This window comes from Citrobacter sp. Cpo040 (assembly GCF_030332915.1).
Classification (GTDB): Bacteria; Pseudomonadota; Gammaproteobacteria; order Enterobacterales; family Enterobacteriaceae; genus Citrobacter; species Citrobacter portucalensis.
In genome coordinates this window covers 420,650-440,254 of record NZ_JAOWGX010000036.1, presented here as the reverse complement: position 1 = coordinate 440,254, position 19,605 = coordinate 420,650, and the positions used below count along the sequence as shown (strand labels likewise).

The following is a 19,605-nucleotide window of genomic DNA, read 5'->3' as shown; positions in this document are numbered from 1 at the left end:
CTTCCTCCTTACAGGAACATCAGGAAATACATCAGGAACACGTTGACCAGTAGCAGCAGTACGCCGGTTGGCACCTGCGCTTTAATCACCGCATTTTTGTCCGGTAGTTCCAGCAACGCTGCAGGAACAATATTAAAGTTCGCCGCCATCGGCGTCATCAGCGTCCCACAATAGCCGGAGAACATACCTATCGCCGCCATTACCGCTGGGTTGCCGCCGTGTTGCAGTACGAGGATCGGAATGCCAATCCCAGCGGTCACGATCGGGAAAGCAGCAAACGCATTACCCATAACCATGGTCAACAATGCCATGCCGATGGTGTACACCGCCACCGCGATAAAGCGACTATCCACCGCCAGATATTCCTGCGTCAGGTATGAAATGCCGCTACCGACACCCGCCGCTGTAAACAGCAGCCCAAGCGTAGCCAGAATCTGCGGCAAAATGAACGCCCAGCCAATGGAGTCCAGCAGACGGCGTGCCTCCTGAATCGGTTGATGCACCCGCTCATGGGTCATTTTTATCGCCATCGCCAGACCAATCAACGAACCCGCTGTCATTGAAAAGAGCGTCACCAGAGTGGCGTGATTACCCGGCCCGAACAGCGCATCCTGTAAGCCCGGAATATGGTTGAACATCAGTACGCCAATGACCGTTACCACCGGGATCGCCAACGCTGGGAAAAACAGGCGGTTGCCCAGGCGGCTGGCGCTTTCTTCGCGCTGTTGCTGCGTGCGTTGATGGTAGCTTCCCAGCTTCACACCGCCAAAACCCGCGATCAGGGCCAGCACGACCACCGCAACGCCGACGGCAATATGCACTGCGCGTTTATCGCCAAACAGCGAGTATGTCCAGTCACCAAGCAGAAACAGTACGCCATATATGCCCCAAAACAGGCCTGTGGTGAAACGGCGCGGGTTTGCTTTGTCCTGCCAGGACATCAGCGCCACAATCAGTAATACCGCACCTGCCAGCCAGTAGAGATAGCTTTGTTGAAAATTCATTTCGCTTCCCCTTTCGCTGCGGCATTTGCTTTCGCCACCTCACGTTGCAAATAGCTATCCAGACGCCACAAACGCGTGCCGTGGATCAGGAAAGCACAAATTGCCGTTGGGATCCCCCACAAGGCGATATGCAGAGGTTCGGTCTGGATCCCTCCAGACTCCAGCATAAAGTTGTGCATGAATATGATCGCGCCGAAGGCAACAAAGATATCTTCACCGAAAAACAGCCCGACGTTATCGGTCGCCGCTGACATTGCGCGCAGGCGATAGCGAACCGCGCCGGGTATCTCTCCGTGATTTTTCTCGGCGGCCCCTTCCGCCATTGGCGCCAGCAGCGGGCGCACCATCTGCGGATGCCCCCCCAGACTGGTCAACCCTAACGCAGCGGTCGCTTCGCGAATGAACAGATAGACAATAAGCAGACGGCCACTGGTGGCACTGCGGATTTTCGCAATCCACGCCTGAGCACGCTCTTTGAGTCCGTGACGTTCCAGCAGGCCAATAACCGCCAGCGGGATCAGCAGGATAAACGGCAGGTTGCGGGTGTTAAGAAAACCTTCACCCAGCTTCTCGAGGATGGTGGCGATCGGCATATGCGCCGCCAGTCCCGTGACGATCCCGGCAATAATAACCACCAATACCGGATTAAAACGTAAAAGAAATCCGACCACGATGACGGCGATCCCCGTCAATGGCCAGAGAGAAATTACCTCTCCCATAATTCATTCCCGTATATGTTGTTGTGTAATATATTGTTGTTTTGTATGGTAAATCTTATGCACCAATTTCAATATTGCATGCATTAAAGGCGCTACGCAAGCGACGGGCAAAAGCGAGTGCGTGCTCGCCATCCCCATGAATGCATACCGTCTGGGCGGTCACGCTTGCCCATGTTCCACTTTGGCTTTTTACTCTGCCGGATTGCACCATTTCTAACGTTTGCGCCAGCGCCTGCTCTTCATCCTCAATCAGTGCGCCCGGCTGGTTACGTGGCACCAGACTGCCATCGGCCTGATAACCCCGATCGGCAAAAACCTCCTGACGCGTTATCAAGCCATAGTGTTCTCCAGCGCGAATCAGTTCGCTTCCCGCCAGCCCGACCAGAACCAGCGACGGATCACAGGCATGAACCGCTTTCGCAATCGCATCAGCCAATTGAGGATCTTTCGCCGCCTGGTTATAGAGCATGCCATGCGGTTTGACATGGCGCATCACGCCGCCTTCTGCCCGCGTGATGGCAGCCAGCGCGCCAATTTGATACAGCGTCTGTGCATACACCGTTTGTGCAGGCAGGGTCATGGCGCTACGACCAAAATTTTCCCGATCCGGAAAGCTGGGGTGCGCACCTACCGCCACACCATTTTTTAACGCATCACGCACGCTTGAGAGCATAGTTTGCGCATCGCCGGCGTGAAACCCACAGGCGATGTTGGCCGATGACACCAATTGCAGCAACGCTGCATCGTTCGCACATCCCTCACCGAGGTCTGCATTGAGATCAATTTTCATTGTTAAGTCGCCATGCTAACTGTTCCAGATAACGCTGCTGGTCGTACCGCGCCTTCAGCGCTTCCTCCAGCGAACACTGCACAAAATGAATCGGCTGACCGAGCGGGATCTGCGCCAGATGATACATATCTGCCTCGATAATACAGGCGATGCGCGGATAGCCACCCGTCGTCTGAGCATCGTTCATCAGCACGATTGGCTGACCATTATGCGGAACCTGCACCACGCCGGGGAGCAAACCATGCGACAGCAGCTCGCGATCGGTCGTGCGCGTCAGCGGCTGCCCCTGAAGACGATACCCCATACGGTTACTTTGTGGGCTAAGCTGCCACGGCGAGCGCCAGAAAGAGGCCTGAGATACCTCATCAAACTCCTGATATTCAGGGCCGGGCAGTGCACGAATGAGATTACCCCACATCAGTTGTTTTACACCTTGTGGCCCGCTGAATTGCCGGGTCGATACGCCAATCGCCAGTCGATCGCCATCACGCAGCAGACGCCCTTCAAACCCACCAATGCCCACTTTCAGATCGGTACTGCGCGAGCCCATCACTTCGGGAACATCAATACCGCCAGCTACCGCCAGATAACTGCGCATGCCATGAAGCGGACGTTTTAGCGTCAGGCGCTGCCCGGCTTTTACCGGTAGCCGCCACCCACTCCATACGGGAGTACGATCCAGATGCGCTTCGCATCCTGCACCGGTCAGGGCAAACCAGCCATCGGCTTCAAACTCCACCACCAGTTGCCCCAGCGTGATTTCCAGCGCTGCGGCATTCGCATCATTACCCACCAGCAGGTTGGCTACGTTCAGCGCCGGTTTATCCAGCGCGCCACAGTGACTGATTCCGGATTGACGAAAACTATGGCGTCCCCCGTCCTGTACAGAGGTGTACATGCCAGCGCGGATGATGTTTAACATATCCCCTCCTTCTGCGGGACAAAACGCACGGTATCGCCAGCCCGTAACAGAATCGGCTCCTCCCGTTTTGGATCAAATAACGAAACGGAGGTACGCCCAATCAATTGCCATCCACCGGGTGTGGAAAGCGGGTAGATCCCCGTTTGAGATCCACCGATACCGACAGAACCTGCCGGAACAAGCAAACGCGGTTCCGCACGTCTGGGGGTATGCAGCTGTTCAGGTAAGCTCCCGAGATAGGGAAATCCCGGCTGAAAACCGATAAACCACACCACATAGTCAACTGACGCATGAAGTTCGACGACCTGCTTGTCGCTTAATCCACTGTGTCGGGCGACCTCTGCCAGATCGGGGCCAAACTCACCACCATAGGTCACAGGTATTTCAATGAAGCGTGAATCCGGCTCCAGTGCTTCGCTCTCTTCCCACCAGCGCTGCAGGCGTTCAATCGCATCCAGCGCCAGCGTTTGCGGGTCGCGTAGAGTAACCGTGATATTGTTCATTCCCGGAATAGCTTCAAGCACATTCGGGGCGTCAACTAAACGCTGAGCCAGACGCCAGATGCGTTTCTGAGTCGCCAGCGTGATGGGAGGCTCCAGTTCGAGAACCACCGCCGTTTCACCTAACAGATAACAACGCGCTCGCTGCACTTTCATCCCTCTTTATTACGCTGGATTAGGAATATCGATAAAGGTTATGTCCAGATCGGTATTTTCATTCAGCCATTCGCTTAATGCGCGAATGCCGCCGCGTTCGGTCGCATGGTGACCGGCAGCATAAAAATGCAGCCCCTGCTCGCGGGCTGAGTGAATGGTTTGCTCAGAGACTTCACCGGTAATAAAGGCGTCGACACCAAATCGGGCTGCGCTATCAATAAAACTTTGACCGCCCCCGGTACACCAGGCAACGCGCTGAACTTTCTCCGGCCCGGTATCACCGCACCATAACGGTTTACGGCCTAAACGCGCTTCAATCCACGATGCCAGCTCCAGTCCCGGAACCGGCATGGAGAGTTCTCCCCATGGCACCAGCGGTTCAATTTCCCCCATCACGGTGATTCCCAACAGCGCGGCCAACTGCGCGTTATTCCCCAATTCCGGGTGTGCATCCAGCGGCAAGTGCCAGCCATACAGGTTGATATCATTTTCTAACAGCGTTTTCAGACGATTGCGCTTCATGCCGCGAATAACCGGAGATTCGCCTTTCCAGAAATAGCCGTGGTGAACAATAACCGCATCCGCTTGCTGGCGTACCGCCTCGTCCAGCAATGCCTGGCTTGCAGTCACACCGGTCACGATTTTATGCACCGTCTCTTTGCCCTCAACCTGCAAACCATTCGGCGCATAATCGCTAATGGCGGCGCTGTTTAGTTTGTCGTTGATCAGTTGTTCCAGTTCGGTGTTTTTCATCATCGTCCTCGTAGTCATCATTTCTGCCTGCTCAATCAGCAACACAGCTTAGGTTAAAATAGCGTCCCCGCCTGCGTTCGTCGATAGCCATTTCACTGACACATAAAGAAACAATCACACCCGCTTTGAACGTGATTTGCTTACCACTACGCGATCTAATTCATGTATATTTATGCAATCAGACAGCATATTGCAAAAATAATCAGATCTGTATCAAAGTTACAACTTTAAGGAAACACACTCGCGCAGCACGTTCAGCCAGTCGCGAGGCATTTACTTCGAGAAAATAATGAATAAACAAGCATCTCAACCACGGGCGATATACTACGTTGTCGCGCTACAAATCTGGGAATACTTCAGTTTTTACGGTATGCGTGCGCTGCTGATCCTGTATCTCACTAACCAGCTTAAGTACGACGATAATCACGCATATGAACTGTTCAGCGCCTACTGCTCGCTGGTCTATGTCACCCCTATTCTCGGGGGATACCTGGCCGATAAAGTGCTCGGCAATCGAATGGCGGTGATGATCGGCGCATTTTTAATGGCGGTGGGACATCTGGTATTAGGTGCCAGTGAAATGGCTCCGGCGTTCCTCTATTTGTCGCTGGCGATAATTGTCTGCGGTTACGGTCTGTTTAAATCAAATATCAGTTGCCTGCTGGGCGAGTTATATCAACCTGAAGACCCGCGTCGCGACGGTGGATTCTCTCTGCTCTACGCCGCCGGTAACATCGGTTCGATCATCGCACCAATTGCCTGCGGATACGTGCAGGAAGAGTACAGTTGGGCGATGGGCTTTGCGCTGGCTGCCATCGGCATGCTGGCAGGGCTGGTGATTTTCTTATGTGGTAATCGCCATTTCGCCCACACCACCGGCGTCAACAAGGCCGTTCTATGTGCTAAAACCTTTATTCTGCCAAACTGGGCCTGGCTGTTAGTTTTGTTGGTTGCCGCACCGCTGCTGATTACCGTGCTGTTCTGGAAAGAGTGGTCCGTTTACGCCCTGATAGTTGCCACCATTATTGGTCTGGCAGTTCTGGCGAAGATTTATCGCCAGGCACAGACGCAGAAACAACGCAAAGAGCTGGGGCTTATCGTCACGCTGACCTTCTTCAGCCTGTTGTTTTGGGCCTTTGCTCAACAGGGCGGCAGTTCGATCAGCCTGTATATCGACCGCTTCGTTAACCGCGATATTCTGGGGTATTCCGTCCCTACCGCGATGTTCCAGTCGGTTAACGCTTTTGCCGTTATGCTGTGCGGTATCGTACTGGCGTGGGTAGTCAAAGAAAGCGTGAGTGGCAATCGTACCGTACGTATCTGGGGTAAATTTGCCCTTGGCCTCGGCTTAATGAGCGCTGGGTTCTGTATTCTAACCTTGAGCGCTCGCTGGTCCGCTGCTTACGGCCACTCTTCCATGCCGCTGATGGTACTTGGGTTGGCGGTCATGGGCTTTGCCGAACTGTTTATCGATCCGGTGGCAATGTCACAAATTACGCGTATTGAGATCCCTGGTGTTACCGGCGTATTAACCGGCATTTATATGCTGCTTTCCGGTGCTATCGCCAATTACCTGGCAGGCGTTATCGCCGATCAGACCTCACAAGGCTCGTTTGATGCTGCCGGCGCTATCAACTACTCCATCAATGCCTATATTGATGTCTTTAGTGAAATTACCTGGGGCGCACTGGCCTGTGTGGTGCTGGTGCTGCTGATTTGGCTGTACCAGTCACTTAAGTTCAGAAACCGTCCGCTGGCGGTAGAATCCTGAGTGTAGGGGCCCGATGATGTAATCTGATTCGGGCTTTTTTTCAGGAATTACGCATGGCTGGCAGTCAACTCCTCTTCAGAAAGACCTGTAACCAGAAAGCTGTTTCTGGTTGAAGATGACTGCACTTTACTGCTGGCAGAAAACATCTTCATCAAGGCATTAGCAGCCTTGCGTACACGCTTCAGTGCTAAATGTCCCACCACTGCAACATATTCATTCTACTGGAAGGTCTTACGCAGAAATCCGCTGCGCGCTTATCCCTTACGCGCCGCCTCATATGCCGCCAGCGTCGCCAGCCTTGCCTGTTTATGATCGACAATCTGACGAGGATAGTTAAGCGTCACCTGCGCTTTTTCAGCCCATGACCACGGTTCATGAATAGCTTTCCCCGGCACGTCGCGCAGTTCCGGCAGCCACTGGCGGATAAACTCACCGTCACGATCAAATTTTTCGCCCTGAGTCGTGGGGTTAAAGATACGGAAATACGGTGCGGCGTCGGTTCCGGTTGAGGCTGCCCACTGCCAGCCTCCGTTATTGGCCGCCAGGTCGCCATCGATCAGTTGCGACATGAAATATTGTTCGCCTTTACGCCAGTCGATCAGCAGGTCTTTCACTAAAAAACTGGCGGTAATCATGCGTAAACGATTATGCATCCAGCCCGTGGCGTTGAGCTGACGCATGGCCGCATCCACAATGGGGTAGCCTGTATTCCCTGTTTTCCAGGCCTGGAAATGCGTCGGATTATTCTGCCATTGCACGCGTTCGGTCCAGCGAATAAAAGGTTGATACCGACATAGCGCCGGATGGTAAGTCATCAGATGACGATAAAATTCGCGCCAAATAAGCTCATTCAACCAAACGCTGCCTGCCCCATCCTCAAGCGCCTGCGGCTGCTCCACGAGCAGTCGATTCAGGCACTGGCGCGGTGATAGTCCACCTGTCGCCAGGCTCGCGGATAATCGACTGGTTCCGTCAATCGCCGGAAAGTCACGCAGTTGTTCATATTCTCCGGCGGCCTGCTGGCAAAAATGGCGTAACTGCGCGATGGCCAATTTTTCTTCTGCCGGAAATTGCTGCGTATCAAAATCCTGCTGCGGGTAGCTCAGCGCGATGGATGTTAATGGAGAGTCAAGAGCACCGCTTTCTCTCACCTTCGGCGCACTGACACATTCCGGGATCCCGTCTTTTATCCGCTTCAGCCAGGCATTTTTAAACGGCGTAAAGACTTTATACATCTCGTGATTACCGGTCATGACCGCCCCCGGAGGCAGGATCACGCTGTCGTCAAACCCTTCGCACACCACCTGAGGTAATGACTTTTCGACGGCAGCATCACGCTGGCGTTCGTTTATTTCATATTGATAGTTATAAAATATTCGACTGACGCCATGCTGTACGCAGACGTTTTTGACGGTTTCCACACTGGTCGCAAAATCAGCAACTTCATGAAACAGAAGCGGGATGCCCTTTTCTGCCAGCGCCGTTTGCAACGCGTTCAGCTGCGCATTAACCAATGCCGCCTGACGTGGGGCCATATCATGCGCCTTCCACTGTTCAGGCGTGGAGATATAGAGCGCGAGTACATGTGCAGAACGATCCCGACAAGCCGCCGCCAGCGCGAGATTGTCATGCAGACGTAAATCACGCCGAAACCAGACCAGATGCGTGGTCATAAAACTCCCTGATAAAAATTAATCATTGCCCTGTAAACGCCAAATCGCAGGCCAGAGTTCAAAATAACGTTGCCCGGACAACCAGGTGTTCGGGTGCTCAGCCATATAGTGTTTGAGGAGCATTAAGGGTGCAAGTAGCGGCTGCGCCTCGCGTCGATAGTTATCGATTATCGAGGTCAATTCCTGACGTTGACGCAGATCGAGCTGATTACGGAAATAGCCCTGTACGTGCATCAATACATTGGTATGGTTACGCCGGGTAGCAGGATTTAATAACAGATGGATCAATCGTAGGCGATACTCGGTAAAAAAAGCATCGAGATCTTGCCATTCATGGATTGCGGCAACGAAGGGGCCAAGCTCCCGATACTCTGGCTGGGAATGCGCCAGTAGTACCAGTTTGTAGCGGGTATGATAGTCAATTAATGCGCCCCGCGTTAATTTTCGCTGACGCAGGCGGTGCAATTCATGCAAAGCGTAAACACGTATTAATGTATTTTCGTCGAACTGAGGTGCCTCACTCGCTTCTGTGGTCAGACAGGTGCGGATACCAACAGGAATTCTCGTGCTCATCGCCACTCCTTATCCGTTACTCAGATAAGTGTAGACGTCGGCGTATAAAAAAACCGCCACATTGCTGTTGGCGGTTTTCTTGAACAATAACGACAACTTAATAGAAGTCGCAGGTGGCTTTTTCAGCCTGCTCCATCCACACCGGTTTATCACTGGTTTTGGACCAGACGCGGTGCAGATAGCTGTAAAAACGGGCGCGGTCTTTCCAGAACAACATGACCGGCAGCGCCAGCACGCCCGCCACAACGGCAAAGGTACGGCGCAAGAAAACAATGTGTGCTGGATATTCTTTATAAAAGTCCATAATCCTCTCCCATATATCTGTTCGGTGAATCGCACCGGAAAAATAAACTTGGTTAACTGATGAAAATAATACCGCCTTGTGTGTAATTTTGCTACTCATCCGACCACTTATTTTTATCTATTGATGCTCCGTTTAGCTAAAAACCGTAATTAAGTTACATAAAAGTTAAATTAATACTAATCATTAGTTAAATAATGGTCTTTGCCATTTTTATACTTTTTTTACACCCCTCCCACTGATTTTTGCGAAATCTTTGCAAGCAAAAATCTACGCTCTGGTTATCACATTTATGCCACTGGAGGTGCACCGTGAGTGCAGGCGTGATAACCGGCATTGTGCTGGTCTTTTTATTATTAGGTTATCTGGTGTATGCCCTGATTAATGCGGAGGCGTTCTGATGGCGGCCCAAGGATTTTTACTCATTGCCAGTTTCTTGCTGGTACTGTTTATCATCGCCAGACCGCTGGGTTTTGGCTTGGCTCGGCTGATCAATAATACGTCCCTGCCGGGTCTGGCTGGCGTGGAACATCTGCTCTGGCGCGGTCTGGGCATCTCGCAGCAGGAGATGAACTGGCGGCAGTATCTGTTGGCGATCCTCGTGCTCAATGTGCTGGGTTTGCTGGTCCTGTTTTCAATGCTGATGGCGCAAAACCTGCTGCCGCTAAATCCGCAACAGCTACCTGGGCTTTCGTGGGATTTAGCGCTCAACACAGCGGTGAGTTTTGTCACTAATACCAACTGGCAATCCTATGCTGGTGAAACCACCTTAAGCTACTTCAGCCAAATGGTCGGGCTGACCGTGCAGAACTTCCTGTCAGCGGCAACCGGGATTGCGGTGATTTTTGCCCTGGCCCGTGCCTTTACTCGCCAGAGCATGAACACGCTGGGCAATGCCTGGGTCGATCTGGTTCGCATTACATTGTGGATCCTGCTCCCCATTGCATTGCTCATTGCGTTGTTCTTCATTCAGCAAGGTGTGCTGCAAAACGTGTTGCCCTATCAGCCCATGACTACCCTTGAAGGGGTGAAACAGCTGCTGCCGATGGGGCCCGTCGCCTCACAGGAAGCGATTAAGATGCTTGGCACTAACGGGGGCGGTTTCTTTAACGCTAACTCATCACATCCGTTTGAAAACCCTACCGCGTTGACCAATCTGGTACAGATGCTGGCCATTTTCTTAATTCCTACCGCGCTGTGTTTTGCCTTTGGTGATGTGGTTGGCGATCGTCGCCAGGGGCGGACCCTGCTGTGGGCCATGTCGCTGATATTTGTAGTCTGCGTAGCCGTGGTGATGTGGGCCGAAGTTCAAGGCAACCCGCACCTGATGGCATTCGGTGCAGACAGTAATATCAACATGGAAGGCAAAGAAAGCCGCTTTGGCGTGCTGGCTACGAGTCTTTTTTCCATCGTGACGACAGCGGCATCTTGCGGCGCTGTCGATGCGATGCATGACTCCTTCACCGCGCTGGGCGGGATGGTGCCGATGTGGCTAATGCAGATTGGCGAAGTGGTCTTCGGTGGTGTCGGTTCGGGCCTGTACGGCATGCTGCTGTTCGTGTTGTTGGCGGTGTTTATCGCGGGCCTGATGATTGGTCGCACGCCGGAATATCTGGGTAAGAAAATAGACGTGCGTGAAATGAAAATGACCGCGCTGGCGATTCTGGTCACCCCTGCGCTGGTCCTGCTCGGTACGGCGATAGCGATGATGAGCGATGCCGGACGCAGCGCCATGCTCAATCCTGGTCCACATGGCTTTAGTGAGGTGTTGTACGCCGTATCGTCTGCCGCGAACAACAACGGCAGCGCCTTCGCCGGATTAAGCGCCAACAGCCCGTTCTGGAACTGTCTGCTGGCCCTGTGCATGTTCTTCGGCCGTTTCGGCGTGATCATCCCCGTGATGGCAATTGCCGGATCGCTGGTCAGTAAAAAGATCCAGCCAGCAAGTCCAGGCACGCTGCCTACCCACGGTGCACTGTTTGTCGGGTTGTTAATCGGTACGGTGTTACTGGTTGGCGCCCTCACCTTTGTTCCTGCCCTGGCGCTTGGCCCGGTCGCAGAATACCTGTCATTACACTGAGTGATGCGGAGCACATGACTATGAGTCGCAAGCAACTGGCGCTGTTCGAACCCTCTCTGGTCGCACAGGCGCTGATGGACGCCGTGAAAAAATTAAGCCCACATACCCAGTGGCGCAATCCGGTGATGTTTATCGTCTGGCTGGGCAGTCTGCTGACAACCCTGTTAACGCTGGCAATGGCCACAGGCCATATGCAAGGCAATCCGTGGTTTACCGGCGCGATAAGTCTGTGGCTGTGGGTCACCGTACTGTTCGCCAACTTTGCCGAAGCGCTGGCGGAAGGACGCAGTAAGGCTCAGGCTAACAGTCTGAAAGGAGTGAAAAAAACCGCTTTTGCTCGCAAACTCCGCGAGCCGAAATACGGTGCCGCCATGGATCACGTTCCGGCGGAGGATTTGCGCAAAGGAGATATCGTGTTAGTAGAAGCGGGCGATATTATCCCGTGTGACGGCGAGGTCATGGAAGGTGGCGCATCGGTGGATGAAAGCGCCATTACCGGTGAATCCGCGCCGGTCATTCGTGAATCCGGTGGTGATTTCGCCTCCGTCACCGGCGGGACCCGCATCCTCTCCGACTGGCTGGTGATCGAATGTAGCGTGAACCCTGGTGAAACGTTCCTCGACCGGATGATCGCCATGGTTGAAGGCGCGCAGCGGCGTAAAACGCCGAATGAAATCGCCCTGACGATCCTGTTGATAGCCCTGACCATCGTTTTTCTGCTGGCGACCGCTACGCTGTGGCCATTTTCCGCCTGGGGTGGTAGCGCGGTTAGCGTCACGGTACTGGTTGCCCTGCTGGTGTGTCTGATCCCCACCACCATCGGCGGGCTACTCTCCGCAATTGGCGTCGCCGGGATGAGCCGCATGCTGGGCGCGAACGTCATCGCCACCAGCGGACGTGCAGTAGAAGCTGCAGGTGACGTGGACGTACTGCTGCTGGACAAAACCGGCACCATTACGCTGGGTAACCGCCAGGCTTCAGATTTCCTGCCCGCCCAGGGCGTGGACGAAAAAACGCTGGCCGACGCCGCGCAGCTTTCATCTCTGGCCGATGAAACCCCTGAAGGCCGCAGTATCGTGATTCTGGCAAAACAGCGCTTTAATCTGCGTATTCGCGACGTGCAATCGCTACACGCCACCTTTGTACCGTTTACCGCCCAAAGTCGGATGAGCGGGATCAACATCGACAACCGCATGATCCGCAAAGGGTCGGTCGATGCTATTCGTCGTCACGTCGAAGCCAACGGCGGCCACTTCCCTGCCGACGTGGAGCAGAAGGTCGAAAACGTCGCACGCCTAGGCGCTACACCGCTGGTGGTTGCCGAAGGCTCCCACGTACTGGGCGTGATTGCCCTGAAAGATATCGTAAAAGGCGGAATCAAAGAACGTTTTGCCCAACTGCGTAAAATGGGCATCAAAACGGTGATGATCACCGGCGATAACCGCCTGACCGCTGCCGCGATTGCGGCAGAAGCCGGGGTAGATGACTTCTTAGCTGAAGCCACGCCGGAAGCCAAGCTGGCGCTGATTCGTCAGTATCAGGCGGAAGGTCGTCTGGTAGCGATGACCGGCGACGGAACCAATGACGCCCCGGCGCTGGCGCAAGCCGACGTGGCGGTCGCCATGAACTCCGGGACCCAGGCAGCGAAGGAAGCGGGCAACATGGTGGATCTCGACTCTAACCCCACCAAGCTGATTGAAGTGGTGCACATTGGTAAACAGATGCTGATGACGCGTGGTTCGCTGACCACCTTCAGTATCGCCAACGACGTGGCGAAGTATTTCGCCATTATCCCGGCCGCGTTTGCCGCCACCTACCCGCAGCTCAATGCGCTTAACGTGATGGGTCTGCATTCGCCGGACTCGGCGATCCTCAGCGCGGTTATCTTTAATGCGCTGGTTATCGTCTTTCTGATCCCGCTGGCGCTTAAAGGCGTGAGCTACAAACCGTTATCCGCATCCGCAATGCTGCGCCGTAATTTGTGGATCTATGGTCTGGGTGGTCTGGTTGTGCCGTTTATCGGTATCAAAGCAATTGATTTACTGCTGACCCTGCTGGGTCTGGTGTGAGGTTTCAGATGAGTGGATTACGTCCTGCATTATCAACATTGATTTTCCTGATGCTTATCACCGGCGGGACTTACCCGTTGTTGACCACCGCGTTGGGGCAGTGGTGGTTTCCCCACCAGGCTAACGGCTCGCTTCTGCGTGAAGGTCAGGTCGTTCGCGGCTCTGCGCTCATTGGGCAACATTTTACCGCGGCCGGTTATTTTCAGGGACGCCCGTCTGCTACAGCAGAAATGCCCTATAATCCAATGGCTTCAGGCGGCAGCAATCTGGCAGCCAGCAACCCGGAACTGGATAAACAGCTGCAAAGCCGGATAGCCGCGCTGCGTGCCGCCAACCCGCAGGCAAATCCTGCCGTTCCGGTAGAGCTGGTAACGGCTTCTGCCAGCGGGCTGGACAACAACCTGACACCCGCCGCGGTGGCCTGGCAAATCCCCCGCGTGGCGCAGGCTCGCAACCTCAGCGTTGAAGAAGTCACGCGCCTGGTTGCACAATACACGCAAAAGCCGTTGGTCAGTTTTATCGGCCAGCCGGTGGTGAACCTGGTAGAACTTAATTTAGCGCTGGATAAGCACTGAGAAAAAGGACATGCATAACGAACCCTTACGCCCCGACCCCGATCGCCTGCTGGAGCAGACCGCTGCCCCGCACCGCGGAAAACTGAAAATTTTCTTCGGCGCGTGTGCAGGCGTCGGTAAAACCTGGGCCATGCTGGCAGAGGCCCAGCGGCTGCGGGCGCAGGGGTTAGATGTGCTGATTGGCGTGGTGGAAACCCACGGACGCAAAGAGACCGCCGCGCTGCTGGACGGTCTCAGCATCCTGCCGCTAAAGAGACACGCGCGTCATGGTCGTCACATCAGCGAGTTCGATCTCGATGCCGCGCTGGCCCGCCGTCCGGCGCTCATTTTAATGGATGAACTGGCGCACAGTAATGCGCCAGGTTCACGCCATCCTAAGCGCTGGCAAGATATTGAAGAGCTGCTCGAAGCCGGTATCGACGTCTTTACCACCGTTAACGTACAGCATCTGGAAAGTCTCAATGATGTGGTCAGCGGCGTCACAGGCATTCAAGTTCGCGAAACCGTCCCCGATCCTTTTTTCGATGCCGCCGACGATGTGGTGCTGGTCGATCTTCCCCCCGACGATTTGCGCCAACGCCTGAACGAAGGCAAGGTCTATATCGCCGGTCAGGCGGAAAGAGCCATCGAGCATTTCTTTCGCAAAGGGAACTTGATCGCGCTACGTGAGCTGGCCCTGCGCCGCACGGCCGATCGGGTTGACGATCAGATGCGTGCCTGGCGAGGGCGTCCGGGGGAAGAAAAAGTCTGGCATACCCGTGACGCCATTTTACTGTGCATTGGACACAATACCGGCAGCGAAAAGCTGGTGCGTGCTGCCGCGCGTCTGGCAGCGCGCCTCGGCAGCGTCTGGCATGCAGTGTATGTCGAAACGCCAGCGCTGCACCGACTGCCCGAAAAACAGCGCCGGGCAATCCTAAGCGCTCTGCGGTTAGCCCAGGAGCTGGGTGCAGAAACCGCCACCCTTTCCGATCCCGCTGAAGACAAGGCTGTAATCCGCTACGCCCGTGAGCATAATCTGGGAAAAATTGTCCTAGGACGTCCGACTACGCGACGCTGGTGGCGCAGTGATTCTTTTGCTGACAAACTGGCCCATCGCGCACCGGATCTCGACCTGATGATTGTTGCGCTCGATGAGCCACCTTCGCGCCCTGTGCTACCAACTGCAGATAACCGCACCTTTAAGGATAAATGGCGGGTACAAATTCAGGGTTGTGTGGTTGCCGTCGCGCTGTGCGCCATCATTACGTTGATTGCCATGCAGTGGTTGATGGCCTTTGACGCCGCCAACCTGGTGATGATCTATTTATTGGGCGTGGTGGTTATCGCCCTCTTTTATGGACGCTGGCCGTCGGTGCTGGCAACTTTTATTAACGTCGCCAGCTTCGATCTCTTCTTTATTGCTCCGCGTGGCACGCTGGCCGTTTCCGACGTCCAGTACCTGCTCACCTTCGCCGTGATGCTAACGGTAGGGCTGGTAATCGGTAATCTGACCGCCGGAGTGCGTTATCAGGCGCGGGTGGCCCGTTATCGTGAACAACGTACGCGCCATTTGTATGAGATGTCGAAAGCGCTGGCCGTCGGACGGAGTCAGCAAGATATCGCAGCCACCAGCGAACAGTTTATTGCCTCAACGTTCCAGGCCCGCAGCCAGGTTTTACTGCCCGGTGAGAACGGTAAGCTGGCCCCTCTCACCCATCAACAGGGCATGACGCCGTGGGATGATGCCATTGCCCAATGGAGCTTTGATAAAGGGCAACCGGCAGGCGCAGGTACTGACACTTTGCCAGGTGTGCCGTATCAAATATTACCGTTAAAAAGTGCCGACAAAACGCATGGGCTGCTGGTTGTGGAACCGGGAAATTTACGCCAGCTGATGATCCCCGAACAGCAACGCCTGCTGGAAACTTTCACTTTACTGGTCGCCAGTGCGCTGGAGCGTCTGACGCTAACCGCCAGCGAAGAGCAGGCCCGGTTTGCCAGCGAGCGTGAAAGCATTCGCAACGCGCTGCTCGCCGCCCTTTCCCACGATTTACGTACACCGCTAACGGTGCTGTTCGGTCAGGCAGAGATCTTAACGCTGGATCTGGCCAGCGAAGGATCGCCGCATGCGCGCCAGGCCAGCGAGATTCGCCAGCACGTCCTGAATACCACCCGACTGGTTAATAACCTGCTGGATATGGCGCGAATTCAGTCTGGCGGCTTTAATCTTAAGAAGGAGTGGTTAACACTGGAAGAGGTGGTCGGCAGCGCCCTGCAGATGCTGGAGCCAGGACTCTCTGCTCCTATTAATTTGTCGCTACCAGCACCGTTAACGCTGATCCACGTCGATGGCCCACTCTTTGAACGGGTGCTGATTAATCTGCTGGAAAACGCCGTTAAATACGCAGGTCCAGCGGCGCAAATCGGTATTGATGCCAGCGTCGATGGCGAACACCTGCAACTGGACGTCTGGGATAATGGCCCCGGCATTCCATCGGGTATGGAGCAGCAAGTTTTTGACAAGTTTTCCCGGGGAAACAAAGAGTCATCGGTACCGGGCGTTGGGCTGGGGCTGGCAATCTGTCAGGCCATTGTGGACGTGCACGGCGGTACGATTTCCGTCCACAATCGCGCACAGGGAGGAGCATGTTTCCGTGTTACACTGCCCCAGGAAATCCCCCCTGAACTTGAAGATTTTCATGAGGATATGTGACGAACGTACTGATTGTTGAAGATGAACAGGCTATCCGTCGCTTTCTGCGCACCGCGCTGGAAGCCGATGGTCTGCGTGTATATGAAGCGGAAACGCTGCAACGTGGTCTGCTGGAAGCCGCCACGCGAAAACCCGATCTCATCATTCTCGATCTCGGTCTGCCGGACGGTGACGGCATTGATTTTATTCGTGACCTGCGACAATGGAGCGCGATACCGGTAATTGTGCTCTCAGCCCGCAGCGAAGAAAGCGATAAAATCGCTGCCCTGGATGCCGGTGCCGATGACTATCTCAGTAAACCCTTTGGTATTGGCGAGCTACAGGCGCGATTACGCGTGGCATTGCGCCGCCACGCCAGCGGCGCGTCTCCCGAGCCGGTGGTGCATTTTTCCAACGTAAAAGTAGATATCGCCGCCCGGCTCGTACATCGTGGTGATGAAGAGATTCATCTGACGCCGATTGAGTTTCGCCTGTTAGCGGTACTGCTGAATAATGCCGGAAAGGTACTAACGCAACGCCAGCTGTTAAATCAGGTTTGGGGACCGAATGCCGTCGAACACAGTCACTATCTGCGAATTTACATGGGACACCTGCGCCAGAAGCTGGAACAGGACCCGGCGCGTCCGCGTCATTTTCTGACCGAAACCGGGATTGGTTATCGGTTTATGCCGTGAATCTAAGCCGAATAAAAAAAAGCCGGATCAGCACAAAGCTATCCGGCTTTTTAATTCATGCCGGATAGCGACGCTAGCGTCTTATCCGGCCTACGGTTTACGCGTTCTTCAGCACTTCGCTGACGATCTCAACCGCTTCTTTTTCGATCTGCTTGCGGTGTTCTTCACCGAGGAAGCTCTCGCAGTAGATTTTATAAGCGTCTTCGGTGCCGGACGGACGAGCGGCAAACCAGCCGTTGTCAGTCATCACTTTCAGACCGCCGATAGAAGCACCGTTGCCCGGTGCCGCCGTCAGACGAGCGGTGATCGGGTCGCCCGCCAGCGTGCTGGCACTCACCATTTCCGGAGACAGCTTAGACAGCGCCGCTTTCTGTGCGGAGGTCGCACTTGCCTGCAGGCGGTTGTAGCTCGGCGCACCAAAGCGGGCAGCCAGTTCGTTGTAGTGCTCCTGCGGATTCTTACCGGTCACTGCGGTAATTTCTGCCGCCAACAGGCACATGATGATGCCGTCTTTGTCGGTCGACCACGGTGTACCGTCGAAACGCAGGAAAGATGCCCCCGCGCTCTCTTCACCACCAAAGCCAAAGCTGCCGTCGAACAGACCGTCAACAAACCATTTAAAGCCAACCGGCACTTCGACCAGTTTACGCCCTAAATCATTCACCACGCGGTCAATCATTGCCGAGGACACCAGCGTCTTACCAACGGCAACATCTTTGCCCCACTGCGGACGATGCTGGAACAGGTAGTTGATCGCCACCGCCAGATAGTGGTTCGGATTCATCAGCCCTGCCGGGGTGACGATACCGTGACGGTCGTAGTCTGGGTCGTTGGCAAAGGCCAGATCGAACTTGTCGCGCAGCGCCAGCAGGCCCGCCATCGCGCACTCGGAGGAGCAGTCCATGCGGATTGCGCCATCTTTGTCGAGATGCATGAAACGGAAAGTCTGATCAACGTGATCGTTAACGATAGTCAGGTTCAGGTTGTAGTGCTTAGCAATACGCTTCCAGTATTCGATACCGGAACCGCCCAGCGGATCGACACCCAGTGTCAGACCCGCTTTTTGGATCGCTGCCATGTCGACGATGTCAGCCAGTCCTTCAACAAACGGCTGAACCAGATCCTGCTCTGTTACATGACCAGATGCCAGCGCAGCATCCAGCGACATGCGCTTCACGCCTTGCAGACCGTCAGCCAGCAGCGCGTTGGCTCTGTCTTCCACCACTTTGGTGACGTTGGTATCTGCCGGACCACCGTTTGGCGGGTTATATTTAATGCCGCCATCTTCCGGCGGGTTGTGGGACGGCGTGATCACAATGCCGTCAGCCAGCGGGCCGCCTTTTTTGTTGTGGACCAGGATAGCATTCGACACAGCAGGGGTTGGCGTAAAGCCGTTATTTTCCTGCACGATGACGTCAACGCCGTTCGCCGCCAGCACTTCCAGTACAGAGATAAAAGCCGGTTCAGACAGCGCGTGGGTATCCTTGCCCACATAGCACGGGCCAGTAATCCCGTTTTTCGCACGTTCTTCAGCAATCGCCTGAGCGATAGCCAGAATATGCGGCTCGTTAAAACTATGACGACCTGCACTGCCACGATGTCCGGACGTACCGAACTTAACGGCGTGCTCAGCGTTCCCTGCTGTTGGTTTCAGTACATAGTACTGTGCCGTCAGTTGGGCGACGTTAATCAAATCACTCTGTTGCGCAGGTTGACCTGCACGGTTGTGGATTGCCATTGCCTGGTCCTTCTAATGCAAGGATTAAATTGTTCCGCAAACCTTTTCAATCAATTCCGCAGGGAATTGCATTGACTGCATGATGTGTTCAACCATGCTGCATTTACGGCCGGTATTGGTGTTGGTGATCACCCAGTACGGCGTGCCTGGCACGTGTTTCGGTTTGGTTTGATTACCATTTTTCAGCAGCGTCTGTTCATCCGCTGCAAAATAAACGCGCGTACGGCCATGCAACGATTCCGTTGCTTCGGCGAACGCGTTTTGATCCAGTGAATAGAGTGTAGACAGCACCAGCATAAAGCGATTTACTGCTTTCTTCTGTTCCGCGTATTCGTCGGACAGCAGCAGTTCACGCATCGCGCGCACTTTATCTTTTACGGGGTTAACCGGCTTAGCTTCCACGACAGGTTGCACAGCGCGGACTTCTTTGACTACCGGAGTGACAGGCTGTGATGCGGCGGAAAATTTCAACATACGCCGTAAAATGTCGGATGCGCTCTCGCCAATATGCTTGGTGTGGCTGGCAATATAGCTATAGAGTTCATCATCAACTTCAATCGTTTTCATCTTAATCCAGTGCAGTGTTTAGCTGAATACAAGTTGTCGGGGTAA

General features: G+C 54.5%; 18 protein-coding genes. 7 read left to right on the top strand and 11 right to left on the bottom strand.

All coding sequences use genetic code 11. The features are described from left to right. Positions 1-8: 8 nt before the first annotated feature. The 6 genes from OGX86_RS16935 to ybgI are packed head-to-tail and all read right to left on the bottom strand — an operon-like array spanning position 9 to position 4,844. Entirely contained in the window at positions 9-1,004 is a 996-nt protein-coding gene (locus tag OGX86_RS16935) for a DUF979 domain-containing protein (RefSeq protein WP_008784131.1), read from the bottom strand. Beyond that, entirely contained in the window at positions 1,001-1,723 is a 723-nt protein-coding gene (locus OGX86_RS16930) for a DUF969 domain-containing protein (protein ID WP_003831395.1), read from the bottom strand. Before OGX86_RS16930 ends, OGX86_RS16935 begins: the two co-directional genes overlap by 4 nt. A 55-nt stretch (positions 1,724-1,778) precedes the next feature. Further along, positions 1,779-2,513, bottom strand: a complete 735-nt coding sequence (pxpA, locus tag OGX86_RS16925; RefSeq protein ID WP_008784130.1) for a 5-oxoprolinase subunit PxpA — start codon at positions 2,511-2,513, stop codon at positions 1,779-1,781. After that, positions 2,503-3,435, bottom strand: coding sequence for a 5-oxoprolinase subunit PxpC (gene pxpC, locus OGX86_RS16920; RefSeq protein WP_048214672.1), 933 nt, complete (start codon positions 3,433-3,435; stop codon positions 2,503-2,505). The genes pxpA and pxpC overlap by 11 nt, the downstream gene beginning before the upstream one ends. After that, positions 3,429-4,085 carry a 5-oxoprolinase subunit PxpB gene (pxpB, locus tag OGX86_RS16915; protein WP_123268521.1) on the bottom strand — a complete coding sequence of 219 codons (657 nt, stop codon included), beginning with the start codon at positions 4,083-4,085 and terminating at the stop codon, positions 3,429-3,431. The genes pxpC and pxpB overlap by 7 nt, the downstream gene beginning before the upstream one ends. Before the next feature lie 15 nt (positions 4,086-4,100). Further along, on the bottom strand, positions 4,101-4,844 hold the full coding sequence (gene ybgI / locus OGX86_RS16910; RefSeq protein ID WP_057067734.1) for a radiation resistance protein YbgI: 744 nt from the start codon (positions 4,842-4,844) through the stop codon (positions 4,101-4,103). A 289-nt stretch (positions 4,845-5,133) separates the two neighbouring features. Here ybgI and dtpD point away from each other — a divergent pair, with 289 nt between their 5' ends. After that, a complete protein-coding gene (gene dtpD, locus OGX86_RS16905; protein ID WP_128316863.1) occupies positions 5,134-6,615 on the top strand; it encodes a dipeptide permease DtpD in 1,482 nt (493 codons plus the stop codon). A gap of 254 nt (positions 6,616-6,869) precedes the next feature. Here the strand turns inward: dtpD and phrB are convergent, their stop codons facing one another. The 3 genes from phrB to OGX86_RS16890 form a co-directional block, all read right to left on the bottom strand. Continuing rightward, a complete protein-coding gene (phrB, locus tag OGX86_RS16900) occupies positions 6,870-8,288 on the bottom strand; it encodes a deoxyribodipyrimidine photo-lyase (RefSeq protein WP_100272762.1) in 1,419 nt (472 codons plus the stop codon). A gap of 18 nt (positions 8,289-8,306) precedes the next feature. Next, positions 8,307-8,861 (bottom strand): DUF1722 domain-containing protein, encoded by a 555-nt coding sequence (locus OGX86_RS16895; protein WP_100247216.1) that lies wholly within the window; start codon positions 8,859-8,861, stop codon positions 8,307-8,309. A 97-nt stretch (positions 8,862-8,958) separates the two neighbouring features. Continuing rightward, entirely contained in the window at positions 8,959-9,165 is a 207-nt protein-coding gene (locus OGX86_RS16890; protein ID WP_003022870.1) for a YbfA family protein, read from the bottom strand. Between the two features lie 308 nt (positions 9,166-9,473). Between OGX86_RS16890 and kdpF the strand changes: the two genes are divergently transcribed. Genes kdpF through kdpE form a run of 6 tightly spaced genes read left to right on the top strand, consistent with a single transcriptional unit; the run spans position 9,474 to position 17,255 of the window. Then, a complete protein-coding gene (gene kdpF / locus OGX86_RS16885; protein WP_001670793.1) occupies positions 9,474-9,563 on the top strand; it encodes a K(+)-transporting ATPase subunit F in 90 nt (29 codons plus the stop codon). Then, the gene (kdpA, locus tag OGX86_RS16880; protein ID WP_168978503.1) at positions 9,563-11,242 is read left to right on the top strand and encodes a potassium-transporting ATPase subunit KdpA; all 1,680 of its coding nucleotides are present in this window, start codon (positions 9,563-9,565) and stop codon (positions 11,240-11,242) included. The genes kdpF and kdpA overlap by 1 nt, the downstream gene beginning before the upstream one ends. A gap of 20 nt (positions 11,243-11,262) precedes the next feature. After that, a complete protein-coding gene (gene kdpB / locus OGX86_RS16875; RefSeq protein ID WP_168978504.1) occupies positions 11,263-13,311 on the top strand; it encodes a potassium-transporting ATPase subunit KdpB in 2,049 nt (682 codons plus the stop codon). A gap of 8 nt (positions 13,312-13,319) precedes the next feature. Continuing rightward, positions 13,320-13,886 (top strand): potassium-transporting ATPase subunit KdpC, encoded by a 567-nt coding sequence (gene kdpC, locus OGX86_RS16870; protein ID WP_168978505.1) that lies wholly within the window; start codon positions 13,320-13,322, stop codon positions 13,884-13,886. A 10-nt stretch (positions 13,887-13,896) separates the two neighbouring features. Beyond that, on the top strand, positions 13,897-16,581 hold the full coding sequence (gene kdpD / locus OGX86_RS16865; protein WP_286640309.1) for a two-component system sensor histidine kinase KdpD: 2,685 nt from the start codon (positions 13,897-13,899) through the stop codon (positions 16,579-16,581). Then, positions 16,578-17,255, top strand: coding sequence for a two-component system response regulator KdpE (gene kdpE / locus OGX86_RS16860; RefSeq protein ID WP_048226088.1), 678 nt, complete (start codon positions 16,578-16,580; stop codon positions 17,253-17,255). Before kdpD ends, kdpE begins: the two co-directional genes overlap by 4 nt. A 97-nt stretch (positions 17,256-17,352) precedes the next feature. On the opposite strand, the gene pgm is transcribed toward kdpE, so the two are convergent. Together pgm and seqA are read right to left on the bottom strand one after the other, a co-directional pair. After that, positions 17,353-18,993, bottom strand: a complete 1,641-nt coding sequence (gene pgm, locus OGX86_RS16855; protein WP_008784117.1) for a phosphoglucomutase (alpha-D-glucose-1,6-bisphosphate-dependent) — start codon at positions 18,991-18,993, stop codon at positions 17,353-17,355. A 24-nt stretch (positions 18,994-19,017) separates the two neighbouring features. Further along, the gene (seqA, locus tag OGX86_RS16850) at positions 19,018-19,560 is read right to left on the bottom strand and encodes a replication initiation negative regulator SeqA (RefSeq protein WP_048214679.1); all 543 of its coding nucleotides are present in this window, start codon (positions 19,558-19,560) and stop codon (positions 19,018-19,020) included. Positions 19,561-19,605: the final 45 nt, after the last annotated feature.